Origin of the sequence: Vibrio cyclitrophicus, assembly GCF_024347435.1 — a bacterium.
Lineage (GTDB): Bacteria > Pseudomonadota > Gammaproteobacteria > Enterobacterales > Vibrionaceae > Vibrio > Vibrio cyclitrophicus.
In genome coordinates this window covers 2,506,470-2,524,837 of record NZ_AP025480.1, presented here as the reverse complement: position 1 = coordinate 2,524,837, position 18,368 = coordinate 2,506,470, and the positions used below count along the sequence as shown (strand labels likewise).

Below are 18,368 nucleotides of genomic sequence, written 5' to 3'. Positions count from 1 at the left end.
TATGAATAAGTCTGAGCTTCTACAAATAATCATAGAGCAACTTGAATCCCGATTACGTATCGCACAATCTGCGACTCAACGCGCCATTGACGCTGCGACAGATGAAGAGACAGTACCTGAGCATAAGTACGATACATTGGCACTAGAAGCTTCATATCTTGCCCATGGTCAAGCGATGCGAGTGCAGGAGTGTGAAGATGATATCCAGTGCTACCGAAATCTCGTCTTACGAGACAGTGAAAAGATTGCAGTAAGCAGCTATGTTGTGGTTATTGACGAAAATGATGAATGTAAACACTTTTTCATTGGGCCAAGAGTCGGAGGACTTTCTGTCGCGTGGAATGATAATGAGGTTGCTATCGTAACGGTGAACGCACCTTTTGGTCAGGCTCTAATGGGTAAAGAAATCGGTGATGAGGTTGAGTTCATGGTTGCTGATAAGCGATTTTTCTATGAAGTGGTATCGATTGACTGAATATTAGACCAATAAATATAAACGTTTCTCTGACAAAGAAGCATAAACCAAGGGTATAGTCATTAGTCAGATTAATGAGAGGATGTTATGAAAAGCAATGTATTTACGAAAAACCGTGTATTTACGAAAAACAATGTATTAATCGCATCGTTAACAGCGGTAATCTCTTTTGTGAGCCTGCCAACTTTTGCTTCCCAGTGTCGAGTTGATTTGAAGAATGAATTACGAATTGATGATCAAAAAGTCGAAATCCATCAAGTAAACGGTGATACAGCGATTCTCGATGGCAACAACGATCTTTATATTCATGGTGAAAAGGTAGCACTTGATGCCGTTCAACAAGCGGCGATTGAAAAATACCGCGACAGCATGAATGAGTATTTGCCTCGTGCAAAACAAATGGCGAATGACAGCTTAGCCTTGGCGAATGATGTTATTGATGACATCGCTGCCAGCCTAGATTCTCCAGAGTCGTTTGATAATGTAAAAGAATCAATGAAAACGTACTTTGCTGAATTAGAGTCTCGTTACTATAAAGATGGCGAGTTAGTCCTGCCGGCTGACAGTTTCGATTCTATGGCCAATGGCTGGTCTGAAGATTTCGAAAAGGCTAAGGAGATCTTTAACCAAGAGTTTATCTCAAGTGCCTTTAATGCGATGTCTGAAAAGATGAAGCAAGACGGTGGTTTAAACCTTACCGAATTGGCTGATAGTATGGCTGAATTAAAGCTTAAAGTTGAAGAGCGGATGAAAGAGCATGCTCAACAAATGGAAGAGGAAGGCACTGAGTTCTGTGATTCTCTTGATGAGATGGCAGAACAAGAGAAAGAATTGCATGAAATCATCCCTAACCTAAAAGACTATCAAGTATTCACTATTTAATCTGAATTTAACGATGAAGAATAAGAGCACCGGTTGGTGCTCTTTTTGTATGTGTGTCTTTATGGATGTAGGTGTTTATGGATCTATGGGTTCAGCCGCACGAGCAACTAACTCGAGATACTCTATTTTTCTTAGCCCGCATCTCGTTTTGTCGTTATCCAGTAAACGATAAGACCAGTTATTTGTTAACTATGTGGTTATAAATAGCGTATTGATTGTAAAAATTAGAGAATTGTTCATTTATTAGTTGTGCCTATCATTGCTTTTTATTACTGTACTCCTCAACTAGTTCACTGATTTTTGTGCGGGCAATATGGATCAACAATCTTCCTCTTCAAGAGAGCATTTCAGCTCTCGTTTAGGTTTTATTTTGGCAGCGGCGGGGGCAGCTGTTGGTTTGGGTAATATTTGGGGGTTCCCAACTCAAGTTGCCAGTAACGGTGGTGGTGCCTTTCTTCTTGTTTATTTGATCATGATCTTCGTAGTTGCCTTCCCTATGCTGGTGGTTGAGATGGCGATTGGCCGTCATGGTCAAGCAAATCCTGTCGATAGTATGCGCTCGTTGACCACTAGCCCTTTGGGTAAGAAAGTCGGTGAGTTTGTCGGTTGGGTCGGGTTGAGTGTGCCAAGCGCCGTGTTGGCATTTTATAGTATTGTTGGTGGCTGGTTGATCTGCTTCCTAATTGGTGCTGTCGCTGATCTGATTGGTCTGGAGGCTGCTGCGGATTGGTTTAAAGGCTTCAGTGTTGAGCGAAATGTATTTGGCACTGTCGCATTCTATGTGCTGACTATTTTGATTGTTCAGGGCGGTGTTAAGCAAGGTATCGAGAAATGGTCGACTCGTTTGATGCCAGCGCTGTTTGTTTTGTTTGGTTTATTGTTTATTTACATCATGACGCAATCTGGCGCGATGGAAGGTCTAAAACATTATCTAGTTCCAGACTTCGAGAAAGTGTGGGATAGAAAACTGATTCTGGCGGCAATGGGACAGGGGTTCTTCTCGCTCACCATTGGTGGTTGTTCAATGTTGGTTTATGGCTCTTACTTAAGCAAGAAAGAGAATTTACCAAAAATGGCAATGAACGTTACTTTAGTTGATACAGCTGTTGCTTTTATTGCGGGTTTAGTTGTGATGCCAGCAATGTTTGTTGCGATGCAAAAAGGTGTTCAAATCTACGCTGAAGATGGCTCATTATTAAGCTCTGATACGCTAGTATTCACGGTTCTGCCTTTGATGTTTGACAGTTTAGGCGTACTTGGTCAGATCTTCGCGATTGTCTTCTTTTTGTTGCTAACGATTGCCGCGCTGACTTCATCGATTTCGATGCTGGAAGGGCCTGTAGCGCTAGTGAGTGAGCGTTTCAATACCAGACGAACACCAACGAGTTGGGTGATTGGTGGTGTTATTGCACTGTTCAGTGTGGTGATTGTTTACAACTTTGCCGCGATGTTTGGAATGGTTGCGATGATAGCGACTCAGTACCTTCAACCGGTTGCTGCACTGATGTTTTGCCTATTTGGTGGTTGGGTATGGAGCCGAGCTTCAAAAGTGAAAGAGCTTGAGCAAGGTTGCCCTGACTTCCAATTGGGTTGGTTTGGTAAGGTTTGGCCAATGTATGTGAAGTTCGTGTGCCCAATCTTAGTGGCGACGGTTATCTGGGCTTCATTTGGTTAACGCAGAGCTCATCTGAACCTAAACACTCAGAACTTGAAATGTTAAGCACAAAGCCACTCATAGGGAGTGGCTTTGTTGTTTCGATATGAAGGTATAGCTGAATTTGCAAGATAGAAAAAAGGCGCTGAACATAATAGTCAGCGCCTTTGTATTTTTAGTTAAGTAATCGTGACTACTTAATTTCCATACCTTGTGCTTGTAAGTCTGCATGGTAAGAAGAACGTACAAACGGGCCACAAGCTGCGTGAGTGAAGCCTAGTTCTAGAGCAATTTCTTTCAGCTCATCAAACTCTGAAGGTGGCACGTAACGTTCAACGGGTAAGTGGTGACGGCTTGGCGCAAGATATTGGCCAAGTGTTAGCATCGTTACACCATGTTCACGAAGGTCTTTCAGCACTTGAACGATCTCTTCTTTCGTCTCACCAAGCCCCATCATCACACCTGACTTCGTTGGAATGTCTGGGTGCTGCTCTTTGAATTTTCTCAACAGATCGAGAGACCACTTGTAGTTCGCGCCTGGACGAGCTTTACGGTATAAGCGCGGCGCTGTCTCTAGATTGTGGTTAAAAACATCTGGCGGGTTGTCTTTCATTAGATCAAGTGCAACGTCCATACGACCACGGAAATCTGGAACCAGTGTTTCAATGCGAATGTTTGGATTCTGTTCGCGAATTTCACGGTTACAGTCAGCAAAGTGCTGAGCACCACCATCACGCAGGTCATCACGGTCAACCGAGGTGATTACTACATACTTCAGTTTCATATCTTTAATCGTCTTAGCCAGTTTCTTCGGCTCTTCTGTTTCAGGAGCAACAGGACGACCATGGGCAACATCACAGAAAGGGCAGCGACGAGTACAGATAGCGCCAAGAATCATAAACGTTGCCGTACCGTGGTTAAAACACTCGGCTAGGTTAGGGCAAGACGCTTCTTCACAAACTGAGTGCAGGTTGTTTTTACGCATTGCTGATTTGATTTCTTGGATACGATGGCTGTCTGAAGGAAGTTTAATCTTCATCCATTCTGGCTTACGTAAAACTTCTTTCTGTTCAGCAGGCATATTCTTTACGGGAATTAATGCCATTTTGTCAGCGTCACGATATTTAACGCCTTTTTCCATTTGGATTGGTTTGCTCATGATTTTATGCTTCTGCTGTAATGTTACTGGTGGCCTGAATGTCTACTTGGTCATAGCCGAGTAGCTCTACGAGCTCTTGTATTAACTGTTGCTCAACGTTTTCTAGTTCACTTGGCCCGCCGAGTTGGCTTACCTGCGCCATTTCCATCCCTTGGTAACCACACGGGTTAATACGAAGAAATGGAGACAGGTCCATATCGACGTTGAGTGCTAGCCCATGGAACGAACAGCCACGTCGAATACGCAATCCAAGTGAACAGATTTTCTTGCCATCGACATAAACACCAGGAGCGTCAGGTCGGGCAGATGAATCTATATTGTAAGCTTTCAGAGTATTGATTACGAGGTTCTCGATATGAGTCACCAAATCGCGAACTCCAAATTTCTTGCGGCGGATGTTAATCAGAAAGTAAGCGACTAACTGACCTGGACCATGATAAGTCACTTGGCCACCGCGATCGCTTTGTATCACAGGGATATCACCAGCATTTAATACATGCTCAGCTTTACCTGCTTGTCCTTGAGTGAAGACAGGGTTGTGTTCAACCAACCAAATTTGGTCTACGTCTTCTTCCGTGCGTTCGTCTGTGAACTTATGCATGGCTTTCCACACAGGTTCGTAATCCTGACGGCCTAATTTTTTTACGATTAGCTTATTTTGCAAAGCAGCACTCCCTCAAGGATTAATAAAGTGAACGCATTATAAACGCGAAACATGATTCTAACTACAGACGGACTGCAAGGTTTTTCAACTTTCTTTGTATTTATTGAAAATTAAGTTGAATGTTTTGGGTGCTGATAGGTCGCTTTAAACAAAAACAGCGGCAATAAGCCGCTGTTTTCATGTGTAATCGAAGATTACAGAACCATACGAACGATTTCGATCTCGCCCAGTTCTTTATATAGCGTTTCTACTTGCTCAATTGATGTCGCTGTAATGTTGATAGAAACAGAGTGGTAGTTACCTTTTGCACTCGGTTTTAGCGTTGGGCTGTAGTCACCAGGAGCATGACGCTGAATCACTTCTAGCACTAGCTCAGTCAGTTCTGGCTTCGCGTGGCCCATAACTTTATAAGTGAATGAACAAGGGAACTCTAAGAGATCTTTTAGTTTTGCATCAGAATTGATGTTCATGATTAGCTCCAAAAGGCTAGAATCTCGCAAATAGGCGAAATGTCGATAAAAAACGTTTTCGGTCAACAGACACGAATAATAAGGCGGAATATTACGTGTAAATATCACCGAACTCAAGATCAACAAAAGCCGCACAGAGCGGCTTTTAGTTCACTAATGAGTAAATCATGAACTTACTCATTAGGTTAGCTATACAACAAATTCGGTTTTACTTAGAACAAACCTTTAGCTTGTTTAGAATAAACCCTTGAACAGAAGAACTAGGTAGTCCCATAGACGGCTGAATAGGCTGCCTTGGTCGACATCTTCAAGTGCTAGTAGTGGGTATTCAGCTACGTCTTCACCGTCGACTTGGTAGAATAGTTTACCAACTACATCGCCTTTGCTGATTGGTGCTTCAAGTTCTTTTTCAAGAACGAAACTTGCTTTCAGGTTCTTAGCTTGGCCTCGAGGTAGAGTAACGAATGTATCTTCGTCTACACCCAGTGCCACAGTATCTTGGCTACCCATCCAGATCTTTTCTTCTACGAAGGTTTCTCCAGCTGTGTGCGGTGCCACTGTTTCGAAGAAACGGAAGCCGTAGCTTAGTAGCTTTTTGCTTTCTGTTTTACGAGCGTTAGCATTTTTAGTGCCCATAACAACAGCAACTAGGCGCATTTTGCCTTCTGTCGCTGAGCTTACTAGGCTGTAACCTGCGTTACTTGTGTGGCCCGTTTTGATGCCATCAACGTTCATACTTTTATCCCATAACAGACCATTACGGTTGTATTGGGTGATGCCGTTGTATGTAAATTTTTTCTCTGAGTAGATACGGTACTCATCAGGAACGTCACGAATGAGTGCCTGACCAAGTAGAGCCATATCGTAAGGGGTAGAGTACAGATTCGGGTTATCTAGACCGTGCACATTAGCAAAGTGCGTGTCTTTCATGCCGATAGAGCTTGCCCATGCGTTCATTAGGTCAACAAATGCATCTTCAGAACCTGCAATGTGCTCAGCCATCGCAACACAAGCATCATTACCTGATTGAATGATGATGCCACGGTTCAGCTCTTCAACCTTCACGGTTGTGCCCACTTCCACGAACATCTTGGAAGAATCAGGGAAGTTTTTAGCCCAAGCATTTTCACTGATAACAACGTCATCGGTTAGATTGATGTTGCCACGATCCAGCTCTTGGCCGATCACGTAGCTCGTCATCATCTTGGTTAAACTTGCTGGAGAAAGCTGAGTGTTCATCTCTTTCTCTGCTAGTACTTTGCCTGAATGGTAATCCATCAGAACAAAACCCTTAGCGGCGATTTGAGGTGCATCAGGAACAACAATAGGAGCGGCGAATGACGATGTAGCTATCGTTGCAGAAAGAGCAACAGAAGTAGCAAAAATCGATTTAACAAGTTTATTAGATTTAATCATTTTGAATGCAATTATTTGGTGAACTATTCATATATTAACAGAATCACTCTGTCACACCAGAGCGCTGATTACCAGAAGTAACTGTTAGATTAATTAGCGGGTTAGCGTGTGTTTCTTTATATAAGCTGACGGGTAACCCATTAGCTTAACTTGTTCCAATTTCTCTTGAGTCAGAGCATAGTCATGAAATGGCCCAAGCATCAATCGGTAGTTGTCATCATTTGGCTGCAAAAACGTTGCTACTGCTAGCTTTTCGCCTAAATTTTTGGCTAACTTCTCAGTTCTATCTTTATGAGGTGATGTGGCCACTTGAATAATAAATTGCGGTAAAGCCGCCTTTTTATTTGCGTCAGTTGGCATAGCCACAGTGATGACTTCAATCTCAACATTAGCTGTGCCCGTTCTCAAAACATCGAGCTTGTAAGCCGCCGCATAACTAAGGTCAATAATTCGGCCTTCATGGAATGGACCTCGGTCATTGATACGAACAATCGTCGTTTTATTATTGTCGGTATTCGTCACTTTTACATAGCTTGGAATTGGCAAGGTTTTGTGAGCAGCAGACATCGAATACATGTCATAGATCTCACCATTTGATGTTAAATGACCATGAAATTTCTTACCGTACCAAGAGGCTTTTCCTTTCTCGGTAAACCCTTCTGTTTTCCTGACGATTTTGTAATCTTCACCACGCAGAGTGTAGTTATTATTACCGCCTAAACTGTAAGGTTCATACTGAGGGTGAGCATCTTCTAAGTGCTCGACTGATATTGGCGTATCTGGCGCAATATCCGAATCAATGTCATAGCGGCCTGTTGGTTTCTGAGAAGAACAACCGTTGATTACCATCGCTAAGCCTACTATCGAGACTATCTTTTTGATTGACAGCCTATCAACAAAGGGGGCTTTTTTGATTAACGTTGTATTGATAGACATCGATTAAGTCGCCTTTGAAAATGCTTTTCTGTGTGTATGGATTGACATTAAAATACCAAAACCAGCCATTAGGGTAACCATTGAAGTACCACCATAGCTAACCAAAGGAAGAGGAACCCCAACCACTGGAAGAATGCCACTTACCATGCCTATGTTTACAAATATATAGACAAAGAAGCTCAGTACAATGCTGCCGCCCATCATTCTACCGAATGCTGTTTGAGCCTGGCTAGCAAGTACTAAGCCACGTCCAATAATGAATAGGTAGATAGCAAGTAAGAACAAAATTCCGATCATGCCCCACTCTTCTGCAATGACAGCAAAGATGAAGTCGGTGTGTCTTTCTGGAATGAATTCCAGTTGGGACTGAGTACCTTGCAACCAACCTTTTCCTGATATCCCACCAGAACCTATCGCAATCTTACTTTGGATAATGTGGTAACCCGCACCTAATGGATCTGATTCAGGATCAAAAAGGGTTCTTACACGTACTTTTTGATATTCGCGCATCAAGAAGAACCACAAAATCGGAATAAATGCGCCCAGGGCAATCGCAGCACTCGCTATAATTTTCCAGCTGATACCAGCAAGGAATATCACAAAGATACCAGATGCTGCAATGAGTATTGAAGTGCCTAAGTCGGGCTGCTTAGCGATAAGAATCGTGGGTACAAACACCATTACCAACGAGATAGCCAAAGTTTGGAAAGTCGGTGGAAGTGAGCGCTTACCGATAAATCGAGCCAGCATTAAAGGTACTGCAAGCTTCAGCAGTTCTGAGGGCTGGAATCTGATAAAGCCAAAGTTCAACCAGCGCTGAGCACCTTTAGAGGCTTCACCAAAGAACAACACGCCTAACAACAAGATGACACCGCCTGCAAACAGTAGCGGTGCCAAGGTTTCATAGGTTCGGGGTGAAAGTTGCGCTAAGAAGATCATCACACCTAAAGACAGCACCATACGCATCGCTTGGCGGTCCATCATCGCGAGGCTTTGTCCACTGGCGCTATACATGATCAATAAGGCAAAACCCATTAAGACAAGAATGCCGAGTAATAGTGGTAGGTCGATATGCAGCCTTTCAAACAAGGCTCTATTTCGTCCGGTAGAAGGATCAAGTTTCATTATTTCGTTGCCTTACTTTCATCTTCTTTAGCGAGGATTATGTGGTCCAATATTTTTCTGACGACAGGGCCGCCATTTGATGAACCACCACCTGCGTTTTCTAATACGATAGTCACAACCGCTTCCGGATCTTCAAAAGGCGCATAACCAGTAAAGAGTGCGTGATCGCGTAAATGCTCTGCGATTTCGTCAGCGTTGTACTCTTCATCTTCTTTTAGGCCAAAGACTTGTGCGGTACCTGATTTACCAGCGGTTTGGTAAGACATATTCTGGAACGAACGCCTTGCCGTTCCTTTGCGTCCGTGGTTTACCAACCTCATGCCTTCTTGTGCGATATCCCAATATTTTTGTTTAACCCCAGTGACCGGTGGATAGGTTTCGATTTCCGATACTGTTTGTTCATCGAATGGCTGACCATTATCAATTGTTGAGCGCAACAAGTGAGGGGCGATTACTTCCCCTTCATTAACTAATACTGAGGTTGCCTTCGCGATTTGCATCGGTGTCGCTGTCCAGTAGCCTTGGCCAATACCAACAGGGATCGTATCACCTTGATACCAAGGCACACGGTGTCTTGCCATTTTCCATTCACGCGTTGGCATATTGGCTTTACTTTCTTCGTGAATATCGATGCCAGTGTAATCACCGAAGCCAAACATCATCATCCATTTAGATAGGCGATCGATGCCTAGATCAAAGGCTATTTGGTAAAAGAAGGTATCTACCGACTCTTCAATTGCTTTCTCTATATCGACGACTCCGTGACCCCAGCGAAGCCAGTCACGGAAAGGTTTTGTCTTAGAGTTTGGTATTTTCCAATAACCAGGGTCATTACGTGTTGTATTTGGCGTGATCACGCCTTCTTGTAAAGCAGCTACCGCGATGAACGGTTTGATCGTAGACGCTGGCGGATAAATCCCCAACGTGGCACGGTTAACCAAAGGTCGATCTTTGTTTTGCAATAGCGCGTTATAACCTTTAGAGGAAATACCATGCACAAATGCATTGGGATCATAGCTTGGGCTAGAGACCATCGCTAGTACGCCATTGTCTTTGGGATCGAGAACGACCGCCGAACCACGTCGACCATCGAGTAGTTTGTGTACGTATAACTGCAGCTTGATATCTAAGTTCAGCACGATATCTTTGCCTGGAACGGAAGGAACAAACTTGAGCGTGCGGATCACTCGCCCGCGACTGTTTACTTCGACTTCTTGATAACCAGCCGTGCCGTGTAACATATCTTCATAATAGCGCTCTATACCAAGCTTACCGATATCGCGTGTAGCTTGGTAATTAGCGTCTTTCTCTTCTCGAACTAAGCGTTGCATATCGCGATCATTGATACGTGATACATAGCCTATGACGTGAGTCAGCACATCACCATAAGGATAGAAACGCTTCAACGTTCCTGTCACTTCAACTCCCGGGAATTTATGTTGGTTTACAGAGAAGATCGCAACCTGTTCTTCGGTAAGCTGATTTAGAATGGGTACTGATTTGAAACGTCGTGAGTTGCGACGCTCACGGTTAAATCGTTCGATTCGTTCTGGCGGAATCTCGATTAATGTTTGCAAACGGATGATCGTATCATCCATATCTTTAATTTTTTCAGGTATGATCTCTAGGTTGAAAACAGGACGGTTTTCAGCCAGGAGTACACCGTTTCGGTCGTAAATTAGACCACGGTTAGGTGCAATTGGCACGACCTTGATGCGGTTGTCGTTAGAGCGAGTTTTATAGTCCTGATATTGGTTGACCTGAATGTTATACAGGTTAACGACCAACATCGACATCATCACTATGATCCCCATAAACGCAACAAAAGCACGGCTAGTAAATAGTCGTGCTTCTGCTTTGTAATCACGGATTTGGCTACGTTTACGTAACATTAACGCTTATTCTCGATGATAAGGATGGTTAGCAGTGATGCTCCAAGCTCGATACAAGCTTTCAGCCATGATAACGCGTACTAATGGGTGAGGGAGAGTAAGCGCAGACAGAGACCAGCTTTGATCTGCTGCCGCTTTACATGCAGGAGCTAATCCTTCAGGCCCGCCAATCAGGATAGAAACGTCACGTCCATCCAGTTTCCAACTTTCCAATTGCTCAGCCAGTTGTGGTGTATCCCATTTTTTACCTGGGATATCGAGCGTGACAATGCGATTTCCTTTTGGAACCGCTGCTAACATTGCTTCGCCTTCTTTTTGAAGAATTCGTGCAATATCAGCATTTTTACCGCGTTTCCCCGCAGTGATCTCAATGAGTTCTAATGGCATATCATGAGGGAAGCGGCGTTTATATTCTTTAAACCCTTCTTCAACCCACTTTGGCATTTTTGTACCAACTGCGATTAACTGGATCTTCAACGCTTAGCCCCAAAGTTTTTCTAGTTGGTAAAGTTCACGATGTTCTTCTTGCATAACGTGAAGCATGCTGGTGCCCATATCTAGAACAACCCATTCACCTTCTTGCTGACCATCCATACCTAGTGGCTGCATACCTGCTTTACGGACTTCATCAGCAACATGTTGTGCAATAGAGGCAACATGGCGCTTAGAAGTACCAGTGCAAACGATCATGTAATCAGTAACACTTGATTTGCCTTCTACATCGATGGTAACAATCGATTCTGCTTTCATGTCGTCGGCTTTGTCTGCAAGAAAATCTTTTAGTTCTTCACGTAACACAGGGTGTTCCTTTAATCTGAAATTAGCTTTGTTTAGGATCTATTGACCCTAGAATATAACACGCTTTTATGCGTGAAATGGTATTGAAGCTGTAGGGAGACAAAACTCTACACTTAACTGATGAATTAGTGGCCAAGGCGACTGTTCATATTGAGTTTTTGTCATCAATTCTGCTTGTGTGAGCAGCGCAAACAAAGAGTGTAATTGAGAAATTGAAACTCTTGTTAGCGCGGCGTTATAAAGAGGCTTTTTAGATTGCCAGATACGGTGCTTTTCAAAGACTTGGCTGATCGGCATCTGTTTCATTTGTTGCTGCATTTGCAATAGCAGAGCAAGTTCACGCTGTATGCTACGCAGCAAGATAACTGGCTCGACACCTTCCGCTTCCAATTGTCTCAGAATTCGTTGTGCTCGATTGCCTTTACCTGCCAGTAATGCATCACTCCAATGGAAGGGAGTAAAGTGATTGTGGCGGCTTAGAGACTCTTCTAAGCGTACTAACGTAAGCTTTCCGTCTGGATATTGAAGCGCCAATTTTTCTAAGCTTTGTGTTAGAGCAAATAGATTACCCTCATGCCATTGTGCCAGCATTTGAATAGCTTCAGGATCTGGCAGTAAACCGATTTTACGACAGCGCGCTTGAACAAACTGAGGTAGTCGGCCAACATCCGGAGTTAGGCAGCTGACCCAATGTCCTTGATTCGAGAGCGCCTTAAACCATTTTGCATTCTCTTGAGCTTTAGTGAGTTTAGTGCCCACCAAGATCAACAATATATCACTGTGGATATGCTCGGAGATCGCGAGAAGCTCTTTTGCTATCGCGGCATTGACTCCTGATTCTGGTAGCTCAAGTTCGATGATCTGACGGCTAGAGAATAGGCTTAGCGCTTGAGTGCAGTCGTAGACTTGATTCCAGTCGAGGCTATTATCAATCGCAAAGCGATGGCGTTCATCGAAGCCTTGCTCTTTAGCTGCCTTTTGAATCGATTCTCTACTTTCTTGTAGCAACAAAGGCTCGTTGCCAAAAATCAGATAAACGTTACTTAGCTGCTTTGCAAGTTGCTCAGGTAAACGATCGGCAAAAATACGCATCAAATAAACCTATTGTTCAGCCGATTCGCTTAGTGTTGACTGCTCTTCGGAAGTCGGTACTGTTTCTGCGTCTTCAATTTCGATGTTTTTGATGTTGTATTGCTTCTCAAGTTCTTTTACTTGAACGTGCTCTAACGCTTCTAGGTCCATGTTATCTGCCGCTATGTTGGCTTTTAATCGAGCCATCTGACGAAGGATTTGGCTTGTTGCCAACTTACGCATTTCATCTTCGATCATGTCTCGTTCAACCGACTTCGCAAGTGCAGTTAACGGGTTATCTAGATAGCTACGGGTTACGCTAGTCGAGAATGTTTTATCACCAAGCTCTGGTATCGTTACGCGATACCTAGCTCTGAACGTCAGCTCTTTCTCTGCCGCACGAGTATTTTGATAAAGAGATAGAGTTCGCTCACTCACGCTTTCGCTAATAATATGCAAATTCGGTGTGTTTCCAGCTGGTGGGATAATTTCTACATCATTCATACGCAGCTGACCTTTCATCATACGTGTAAACGTGCTGTATTGGTCGTAACTGGTCACAGAGATCTTGTTAAGTTCTTCTGGCACTGAGTAATCACCGCGTAGGTGGAAACCACAGGCACTCAATAGGCTAACGGTTAGAATAACAATAGTAACTTTCAATGAAGATAGTGAAATCAGGCGCATTATTTTATGGCTCTCATGAAGGTAGAATACTTATTTAAAGGCTTTAGCTTTTTGGCGTGGGGTTAGTCACTGAAAGTAAAGCGCTTAAATAAGTAGACAGGGTAATTAGCTACCCTGTCTACAGACTGCTTTTGATGAATTAAGTTCGTTAATTCTTTAGCAATTGCATTGTGCTAACGAAATTAGTTAGCAACGATGTTTAGAAGCTTACCAGGTACGAAGATGACCTTACGGATCGTTAGGTCATCTAGGAACTTTTTAGCGTTCTCATCGTTTAGACCAAGTTCACGAACTTGCTCTTCGGTTGCGTCAGCAGCAACAGTCAGTTTCGCACGCAGCTTACCGTTGATCATTACAACGATAGTCTTCTCGTCTTCAACTAGCGCTTTCTCATCGAAAGTTGGCCATGTTGCTGAATCTACGTTTGATTCACCCAGTGCAATCCACATTTCGTAAGAGATGTGTGGCGTCATTGGGTAAAGCATGCGAACGACAGCTTTTAGTGCTTCATCAAGGATTGCACGATCTTGTACAGATTCTTGAGGTGCTTTCGCTAGCTTATTCATCAGTTCCATGATTGCAGCGATGGCTGTGTTGAACGTTTGGCGACGGCCGATATCGTCCGTTACTTTCGCGATAGTCTTGTGGATATCACGACGAAGTGCTTTCTGGTCGCCAGATAGCGCAGAAGCATCAACAGATTCAGCAGCACCTTTAGAAGAGTGAGCATGAACCAGTTTCCAAACACGTTTAAGGAAACGGTTTGCACCTTCAACGCCAGACTCTTGCCACTCAAGAGTCATATCTGCAGGTGATGCAAACATCATGAATAGACGTACAGTATCAGCGCCGTACTTGTCTACCATCTCTTGTGGGTCTATACCGTTGTTTTTAGACTTAGACATTTTGATCATGCCTGAGTGTTCAACTTCGCGGCCTTGAGCGTCGACTGCTTTTTCGATGCGACCTTTACCGTCACGTTCAACCGTTACGTCAGTCGGAGCAATCCACTCTTTGGTGCCTTTTTCGTTTTCGTGATAGAACGCGTCAGCCAGAACCATGCCTTGACATAGAAGTTGCTTGAACGGTTCATCAGATGTCACGTAACCAGCATCACGTAGAAGCTTGTGGAAGAAACGAGAGTAAAGCAGGTGCATACAAGCATGCTCGATACCACCAACGTATTGGTCAACCGGTAGCCAGTAGTTTGCTTTTTCTGGATCTAGAATGTCGTCAGCTTGTGGTGAACAGTAACGTGCGTAGTACCATGAAGATTCCATGAAAGTATCAAACGTATCAGTTTCACGCAGCGCAGGTTCGCCATTGAATGTTGTTTCAGCCCAAGACTTGTCTGCTTTGATTGGGCTAGTAACGCCATCCATTACCACGTCTTCAGGAAGAATAACGGGCAGTTGGTCTGCTGGTACTGGGTGAACTTCACCGTCTTCTGTCGTTACCATTGGGATTGGAGCGCCCCAGTAACGCTGACGAGAAACACCCCAGTCACGTAGACGGAAGTTTACTGTTTTCTTACCTTTGCCTTCAGCTTCAAGTTTCGCAGCTATTGCATCGAATGCTTCTTGGAACGCAAGACCATCGAATTCGCCAGAATCGAACAGTACACCTTTCTCTGTGTAAGCCGCTTCAGATACATCCAGTTCAGAACCATCTTCAGGTTTGATTACCGGAATGATATCGATACCGTACTTAGTTGCGAATTCGTAATCACGTTGATCGTGAGCTGGAACCGCCATTACCGCACCTGTGCCGTAATCCATAAGAACGAAGTTTGCTACGTAAACTGGCACAACACGACCGTTAAGAGGGTGGATAGCTGTTAGGCCAGTATCCATACCTTTCTTTTCCATTGTTGCTAATTCGGCTTCAGCCACTTTCGTGTTGCGACATTCATCAACGAATGCTGCAAGTTCAGGGTTGTTCTTCGATGCTTTCTCTGCAAGTGGGTGACCAGCAGCGATACCAACGTAAGAAACACCCATTAGCGTGTCTGGACGTGTTGTGTAAACTTCTAGCGGTGCTTCTTCGCCGTTAACAGCGAAAGATAGCTCAACACCTTCAGAGCGACCGATCCAGTTACGCTGCATGGTTTTAACCATTTCAGGCCAACCTTCAAGGTTATCTAGATCGTCTAGTAGCTCTTGAGCGTATTCAGTGATTTTAATGAACCACTGTGGAATCTTCTTTTGTTCTACTGGGGTGTCACAACGCCAGCAGCAACCGTCTTCCACTTGCTCGTTTGCAAGTACAGTTTGGTCGTTTGGACACCAGTTCACAGAAGAGGTCTTCTTGTAAACTAGGCCTTTTTCATAAAGCTTGGTGAAGAACTCTTGCTCCCAACGGTAGTACTCAGGTGTACACGTTGCGAATTCACGGTTCCAGTCGTAACCAAAGCCTAAAAGCTTTAGCTGGTTTTTCATGTACTCAATGTTTTCGTAAGTCCATGGTGCAGGCGCCGTGTTGTTTTTTACAGCTGCATTTTCTGCAGGCAGGCCGAATGCATCCCAACCGATAGGTTGCATTACGTTTTTACCTTGTAGACGTTGGAAACGAGATACCACATCACCGATGGTGTAGTTACGCACGTGGCCCATGTGCAGTCGACCACTTGGGTATGGGAACATAGAAAGACAGTAGAATTTTTCTTTGTTTGGGTCTTCACTTACAACGAAAGTTTCGCTGTTATCCCAGTGTTGTTGAACCTTTTGTTCAATCTCTTGCGGGTTATATTGTTCTTGCATCGATGGTATCCGGTTATCTTGGAATTTGTGAGTTCGGTTAGAACAGAATCTTACAGATCGTCATAGAATACCTAAAGCAGCTGAGTACAACAATAGTTATACCCGTCATACTTGCAGTTGCTGCATGGTTGATTACGTAAATTCCACCTAATTACTCACGACAGCTATGCTTAAAGGTACGAATTGCATTTGTTTGTTAAGGATTCGTCGCTTAACTTTGCACACGTTAACTAAGATAAAAGTATGTAATCTTGAGGAGGTTTTTTATGCCGAAGAAAAAAGCACTTTATGAAGAAGTTGTCGAAGAGGTGATTGAAACGCTGAAGCATAGTCCTGAAGAACTCAACAACAAAATTGAAACATCAGGTAAGTTAGCAAAAGCGGCCAACGACATGACCAAAGATGAGCTGTCGCTGATCTCAGCTTATGTGAAGTCGGACTTGAAAGAGTTCTCAGAAAGCTATGAAGAGAGCAAAAATGGCCCATTCTATTTGATGATTACAGACTCTATTTGGCAAGGGTTACTGGACATAACTGATCGTACTAAGGTGGAGTGGGTTGAGCTGTTCCAAGATCTAGAGCATCAAGGATTATATCAAGCAGATGAAGTGATAGGGTTAGGCACATTGGTATGTGATGAATGTGGGCATCAAACCGAATATAATCACCCTACAACGATTATTCCTTGTATTAAATGCGGTTCGAAAGGGTTTAGCCGCAAGGCACTTAAGCCGTAAAAAACTGAACGATAGCGTCTTCAATTTTAAGCTGTAACAATAAGAAAGGGTTGACTGAATCAGCCAACCCTTAACAACTTTTCGTCGAATCTCGAATCTCGAATCTCGAATCTCGAATCTAGTCTTTTCTTCTCATAAACCAGCCCGCTACTAAACTCAGTAACGCCCAGATATACAGCGGCCAAGTACCGACCACGTGATAAGGGGTTTGACCATCCGTTGAGATTAGCTCAGCTTTCAATACTGCGGTTTCAAACTGCGGTATTTGTTTGATGATCTTGCCTTTGTGATCCGTTACTGCCGTTACGCCATTGTTGGTTGAGCGAATCAGCGGCTTCCCCAACTCCAGAGCACGCATTTGTGCGATTTCCATATGTTGCAACGGGCCAATAGAACGACCAAACCACGCATCGTTAGAGAGTGTTAAGATAAAGTCAGTTTCATCCGTTACGTTTTGTCTCACTTGATCATTGAAGATGATCTCATAACAAAGCGCTGGTGCTAGATGACGACCATTTGCCACGATGTTTGGCTGAACGAAATCGCCACGGCTAAATGATGACATTGGCAAGTTAAAGAACGGTGCTAACGGGCGTAGGATATCCTCAAACGGCACAAATTCACCAAATGGTAGAAGATGATGTTTATGATAGCGTTCGTCTGGATCATAGCTGTACTCACCGTATGGATTGACTCCCAGAGAAAGAACACTGTTGTAGTACTTCTTATCTTCAGATTGATTTAACACACCTGTGATAATTGCACTGTTGTTCATTTTCGCTGCGCTATCTAAGTTACGTAGGAAAGATGGAATCTCAACTTCGAATGCTGGAATAGCGGCTTCAGGCCAGATGATGATATCAGCGTCCCAGTTTTCTCTACTCAAATCGGTGTACTTCATCATCGTTGGCCAGCGATGGCTAGGTAGCCATTTGCTGTCTTGGTCGACGTTACCTTGAATCAATACCACTGAGGTGGTTTTTTCAGGGTTCGGTGTCACCCAATCGATATTTCGAAGACCGAAACCTGCACTTAAGACAACTGCAGGTATGATGCCGACACTCCACGCTTTATTTATGATCGTATAAGCGAGTGCAGAAGCTGACACAATAATCGCTAGCGTCACAAGCTCGACACCACCAATCGGTGCGAATGAACTTAGTGGAGAGTCGATTTGGCTGTAGCCTAACCAAAGCCAAGGGAATCCTGTCATTACCCAACCGCGTAACCAGTCAGAGATTAACCACAATGCTGGGGCCGCGAGGAAAAAGCGACTTAGGTTATTAGCAGGGAAGAATTTGTTTAGACTCCAGGTAAAGAGGCCTGAATATACGGCTAGATAGCCTACAAGCAATGCCATCAAAAACAGGTTGGCCGCAAGTGGCATGCCGCCAAAACCATCAATGCTGACGTATACCCAGCTAATACCTGTTGTGAACTGACCTAAACCCCATGCGTAGCCAATCCAAAGCGCACTTTTAGGAGAGCGGTTGTGGATCAATAGCAGCAACAAAGCAGGGCTGATAATAGCAAGAGGCCATATGGAATATGGAGCGAATGAAAGGGTGGTTATAGCGCCAACAAAAACGGCCGCAAGCGGCCGTAATAGGCGATGAATAAAGGTCTTAGTCATCTAATTTCTG

Annotated in this window: 17 protein-coding genes; 4 read left to right on the top strand and 13 right to left on the bottom strand. The window is 43.9% G+C overall.

Annotation, left to right across the window (positions count from 1 at the left end):
- Nucleotide 1: 1 nt before the first annotated feature.
- The 3 genes from OCW38_RS11190 (at nucleotide 2) to OCW38_RS11180 (ending at nucleotide 3,032) form a co-directional block, all read left to right on the top strand.
- Complete coding sequence (locus OCW38_RS11190) at nucleotides 2-475, top strand: GreA/GreB family elongation factor (RefSeq protein WP_016784781.1); 474 nt, start codon at nucleotides 2-4, stop codon at nucleotides 473-475.
- Between the two features lie 87 nt (nucleotides 476-562).
- On the top strand, nucleotides 563-1,357 hold the full coding sequence (locus OCW38_RS11185; RefSeq protein WP_016787615.1) for a YggN family protein: 795 nt from the start codon (nucleotides 563-565) through the stop codon (nucleotides 1,355-1,357).
- Nucleotides 1,358-1,670: 313 nt separating this feature from the next.
- Nucleotides 1,671-3,032: a sodium-dependent transporter gene (locus tag OCW38_RS11180; protein ID WP_016768331.1), complete on the top strand. Its 1,362-nt coding sequence runs from the start codon at nucleotides 1,671-1,673 to the stop codon at nucleotides 3,030-3,032.
- A gap of 172 nt (nucleotides 3,033-3,204) precedes the next feature.
- Here OCW38_RS11180 and lipA read toward each other — a convergent pair whose 3' ends face one another.
- From lipA to leuS, 12 genes are all read right to left on the bottom strand, one after another.
- Nucleotides 3,205-4,170: a lipoyl synthase gene (gene lipA / locus OCW38_RS11175; protein ID WP_010439078.1), complete on the bottom strand. Its 966-nt coding sequence runs from the start codon at nucleotides 4,168-4,170 to the stop codon at nucleotides 3,205-3,207.
- 4 nt (nucleotides 4,171-4,174) lie between these two features.
- Nucleotides 4,175-4,834 carry a lipoyl(octanoyl) transferase LipB gene (gene lipB, locus OCW38_RS11170; RefSeq protein WP_010439081.1) on the bottom strand — a complete coding sequence of 220 codons (660 nt, stop codon included), beginning with the start codon at nucleotides 4,832-4,834 and terminating at the stop codon, nucleotides 4,175-4,177.
- A gap of 194 nt (nucleotides 4,835-5,028) precedes the next feature.
- Nucleotides 5,029-5,307 carry a DUF493 family protein YbeD gene (gene ybeD, locus OCW38_RS11165; protein ID WP_026084358.1) on the bottom strand — a complete coding sequence of 93 codons (279 nt, stop codon included), beginning with the start codon at nucleotides 5,305-5,307 and terminating at the stop codon, nucleotides 5,029-5,031.
- Between the two features lie 231 nt (nucleotides 5,308-5,538).
- Nucleotides 5,539-6,720: a serine hydrolase gene (locus tag OCW38_RS11160; RefSeq protein ID WP_010439089.1), complete on the bottom strand. Its 1,182-nt coding sequence runs from the start codon at nucleotides 6,718-6,720 to the stop codon at nucleotides 5,539-5,541.
- Nucleotides 6,721-6,813: 93 nt separating this feature from the next.
- On the bottom strand, nucleotides 6,814-7,656 hold the full coding sequence (locus tag OCW38_RS11155) for a septal ring lytic transglycosylase RlpA family protein (RefSeq protein ID WP_016785976.1): 843 nt from the start codon (nucleotides 7,654-7,656) through the stop codon (nucleotides 6,814-6,816).
- A gap of 3 nt (nucleotides 7,657-7,659) precedes the next feature.
- The gene (gene rodA / locus OCW38_RS11150) at nucleotides 7,660-8,781 is read right to left on the bottom strand and encodes a rod shape-determining protein RodA (RefSeq protein WP_010439095.1); all 1,122 of its coding nucleotides are present in this window, start codon (nucleotides 8,779-8,781) and stop codon (nucleotides 7,660-7,662) included.
- On the bottom strand, nucleotides 8,781-10,673 hold the full coding sequence (gene mrdA, locus OCW38_RS11145; protein WP_016785975.1) for a penicillin-binding protein 2: 1,893 nt from the start codon (nucleotides 10,671-10,673) through the stop codon (nucleotides 8,781-8,783). The genes rodA and mrdA overlap by 1 nt, the downstream gene beginning before the upstream one ends.
- A gap of 6 nt (nucleotides 10,674-10,679) precedes the next feature.
- Nucleotides 10,680-11,150, bottom strand: a complete 471-nt coding sequence (gene rlmH, locus OCW38_RS11140; protein ID WP_004735246.1) for a 23S rRNA (pseudouridine(1915)-N(3))-methyltransferase RlmH — start codon at nucleotides 11,148-11,150, stop codon at nucleotides 10,680-10,682.
- A gap of 3 nt (nucleotides 11,151-11,153) precedes the next feature.
- Complete coding sequence (gene rsfS, locus OCW38_RS11135; RefSeq protein WP_004735247.1) at nucleotides 11,154-11,471, bottom strand: ribosome silencing factor; 318 nt, start codon at nucleotides 11,469-11,471, stop codon at nucleotides 11,154-11,156.
- 66 nt (nucleotides 11,472-11,537) lie between these two features.
- On the bottom strand, nucleotides 11,538-12,563 hold the full coding sequence (gene holA, locus OCW38_RS11130; RefSeq protein ID WP_016768326.1) for a DNA polymerase III subunit delta: 1,026 nt from the start codon (nucleotides 12,561-12,563) through the stop codon (nucleotides 11,538-11,540).
- Nucleotides 12,564-12,572: 9 nt separating this feature from the next.
- Entirely contained in the window at nucleotides 12,573-13,229 is a 657-nt protein-coding gene (locus OCW38_RS11125) for an LPS-assembly lipoprotein LptE (protein WP_010439119.1), read from the bottom strand.
- A gap of 182 nt (nucleotides 13,230-13,411) precedes the next feature.
- Entirely contained in the window at nucleotides 13,412-15,988 is a 2,577-nt protein-coding gene (gene leuS / locus OCW38_RS11120) for a leucine--tRNA ligase (RefSeq protein WP_010439121.1), read from the bottom strand.
- A 266-nt stretch (nucleotides 15,989-16,254) separates the two neighbouring features.
- On the opposite strand from leuS, the gene OCW38_RS11115 reads away from it, so the two are divergent.
- A complete protein-coding gene (locus OCW38_RS11115) occupies nucleotides 16,255-16,725 on the top strand; it encodes a zinc ribbon-containing protein (RefSeq protein ID WP_010439124.1) in 471 nt (156 codons plus the stop codon).
- Nucleotides 16,726-16,843: 118 nt separating this feature from the next.
- On the opposite strand, the gene lnt is transcribed toward OCW38_RS11115, so the two are convergent.
- Nucleotides 16,844-18,358, bottom strand: coding sequence for an apolipoprotein N-acyltransferase (gene lnt / locus OCW38_RS11110; RefSeq protein ID WP_016784770.1), 1,515 nt, complete (start codon nucleotides 18,356-18,358; stop codon nucleotides 16,844-16,846).
- Nucleotides 18,359-18,368 lie beyond the last annotated feature (10 nt).

Bases quoted from the DNA above. Each gene is read 5' to 3' on its own strand.
- rodA (WP_010439095.1), bottom strand. From the start codon at position 8,781: ATGAAACTTGATCCTTCTACCGGACGAAATAGAGCCTTGTTTGAAAGG.
- OCW38_RS11125 (WP_010439119.1), bottom strand. From the start codon at position 13,229: ATGCGCCTGATTTCACTATCTTCATTGAAAGTTACTATTGTTATTCTA.
- OCW38_RS11190 (WP_016784781.1), top strand. From the start codon at position 2: ATGAATAAGTCTGAGCTTCTACAAATAATCATAGAGCAACTTGAATCC.
- OCW38_RS11155 (WP_016785976.1), bottom strand. From the start codon at position 7,656: ATGTCTATCAATACAACGTTAATCAAAAAAGCCCCCTTTGTTGATAGG.
- leuS (WP_010439121.1), bottom strand. From the start codon at position 15,988: ATGCAAGAACAATATAACCCGCAAGAGATTGAACAAAAGGTTCAACAA.
- lipA (WP_010439078.1), bottom strand. From the start codon at position 4,170: ATGAGCAAACCAATCCAAATGGAAAAAGGCGTTAAATATCGTGACGCT.
- OCW38_RS11180 (WP_016768331.1), top strand. From the start codon at position 1,671: ATGGATCAACAATCTTCCTCTTCAAGAGAGCATTTCAGCTCTCGTTTA.
- OCW38_RS11160 (WP_010439089.1), bottom strand. From the start codon at position 6,720: ATGATTAAATCTAATAAACTTGTTAAATCGATTTTTGCTACTTCTGTT.
- holA (WP_016768326.1), bottom strand. From the start codon at position 12,563: ATGCGTATTTTTGCCGATCGTTTACCTGAGCAACTTGCAAAGCAGCTA.
- OCW38_RS11115 (WP_010439124.1), top strand. From the start codon at position 16,255: ATGCCGAAGAAAAAAGCACTTTATGAAGAAGTTGTCGAAGAGGTGATT.
- OCW38_RS11185 (WP_016787615.1), top strand. From the start codon at position 563: ATGAAAAGCAATGTATTTACGAAAAACCGTGTATTTACGAAAAACAAT.
- lnt (WP_016784770.1), bottom strand. From the start codon at position 18,358: ATGACTAAGACCTTTATTCATCGCCTATTACGGCCGCTTGCGGCCGTT.
- mrdA (WP_016785975.1), bottom strand. From the start codon at position 10,673: ATGTTACGTAAACGTAGCCAAATCCGTGATTACAAAGCAGAAGCACGA.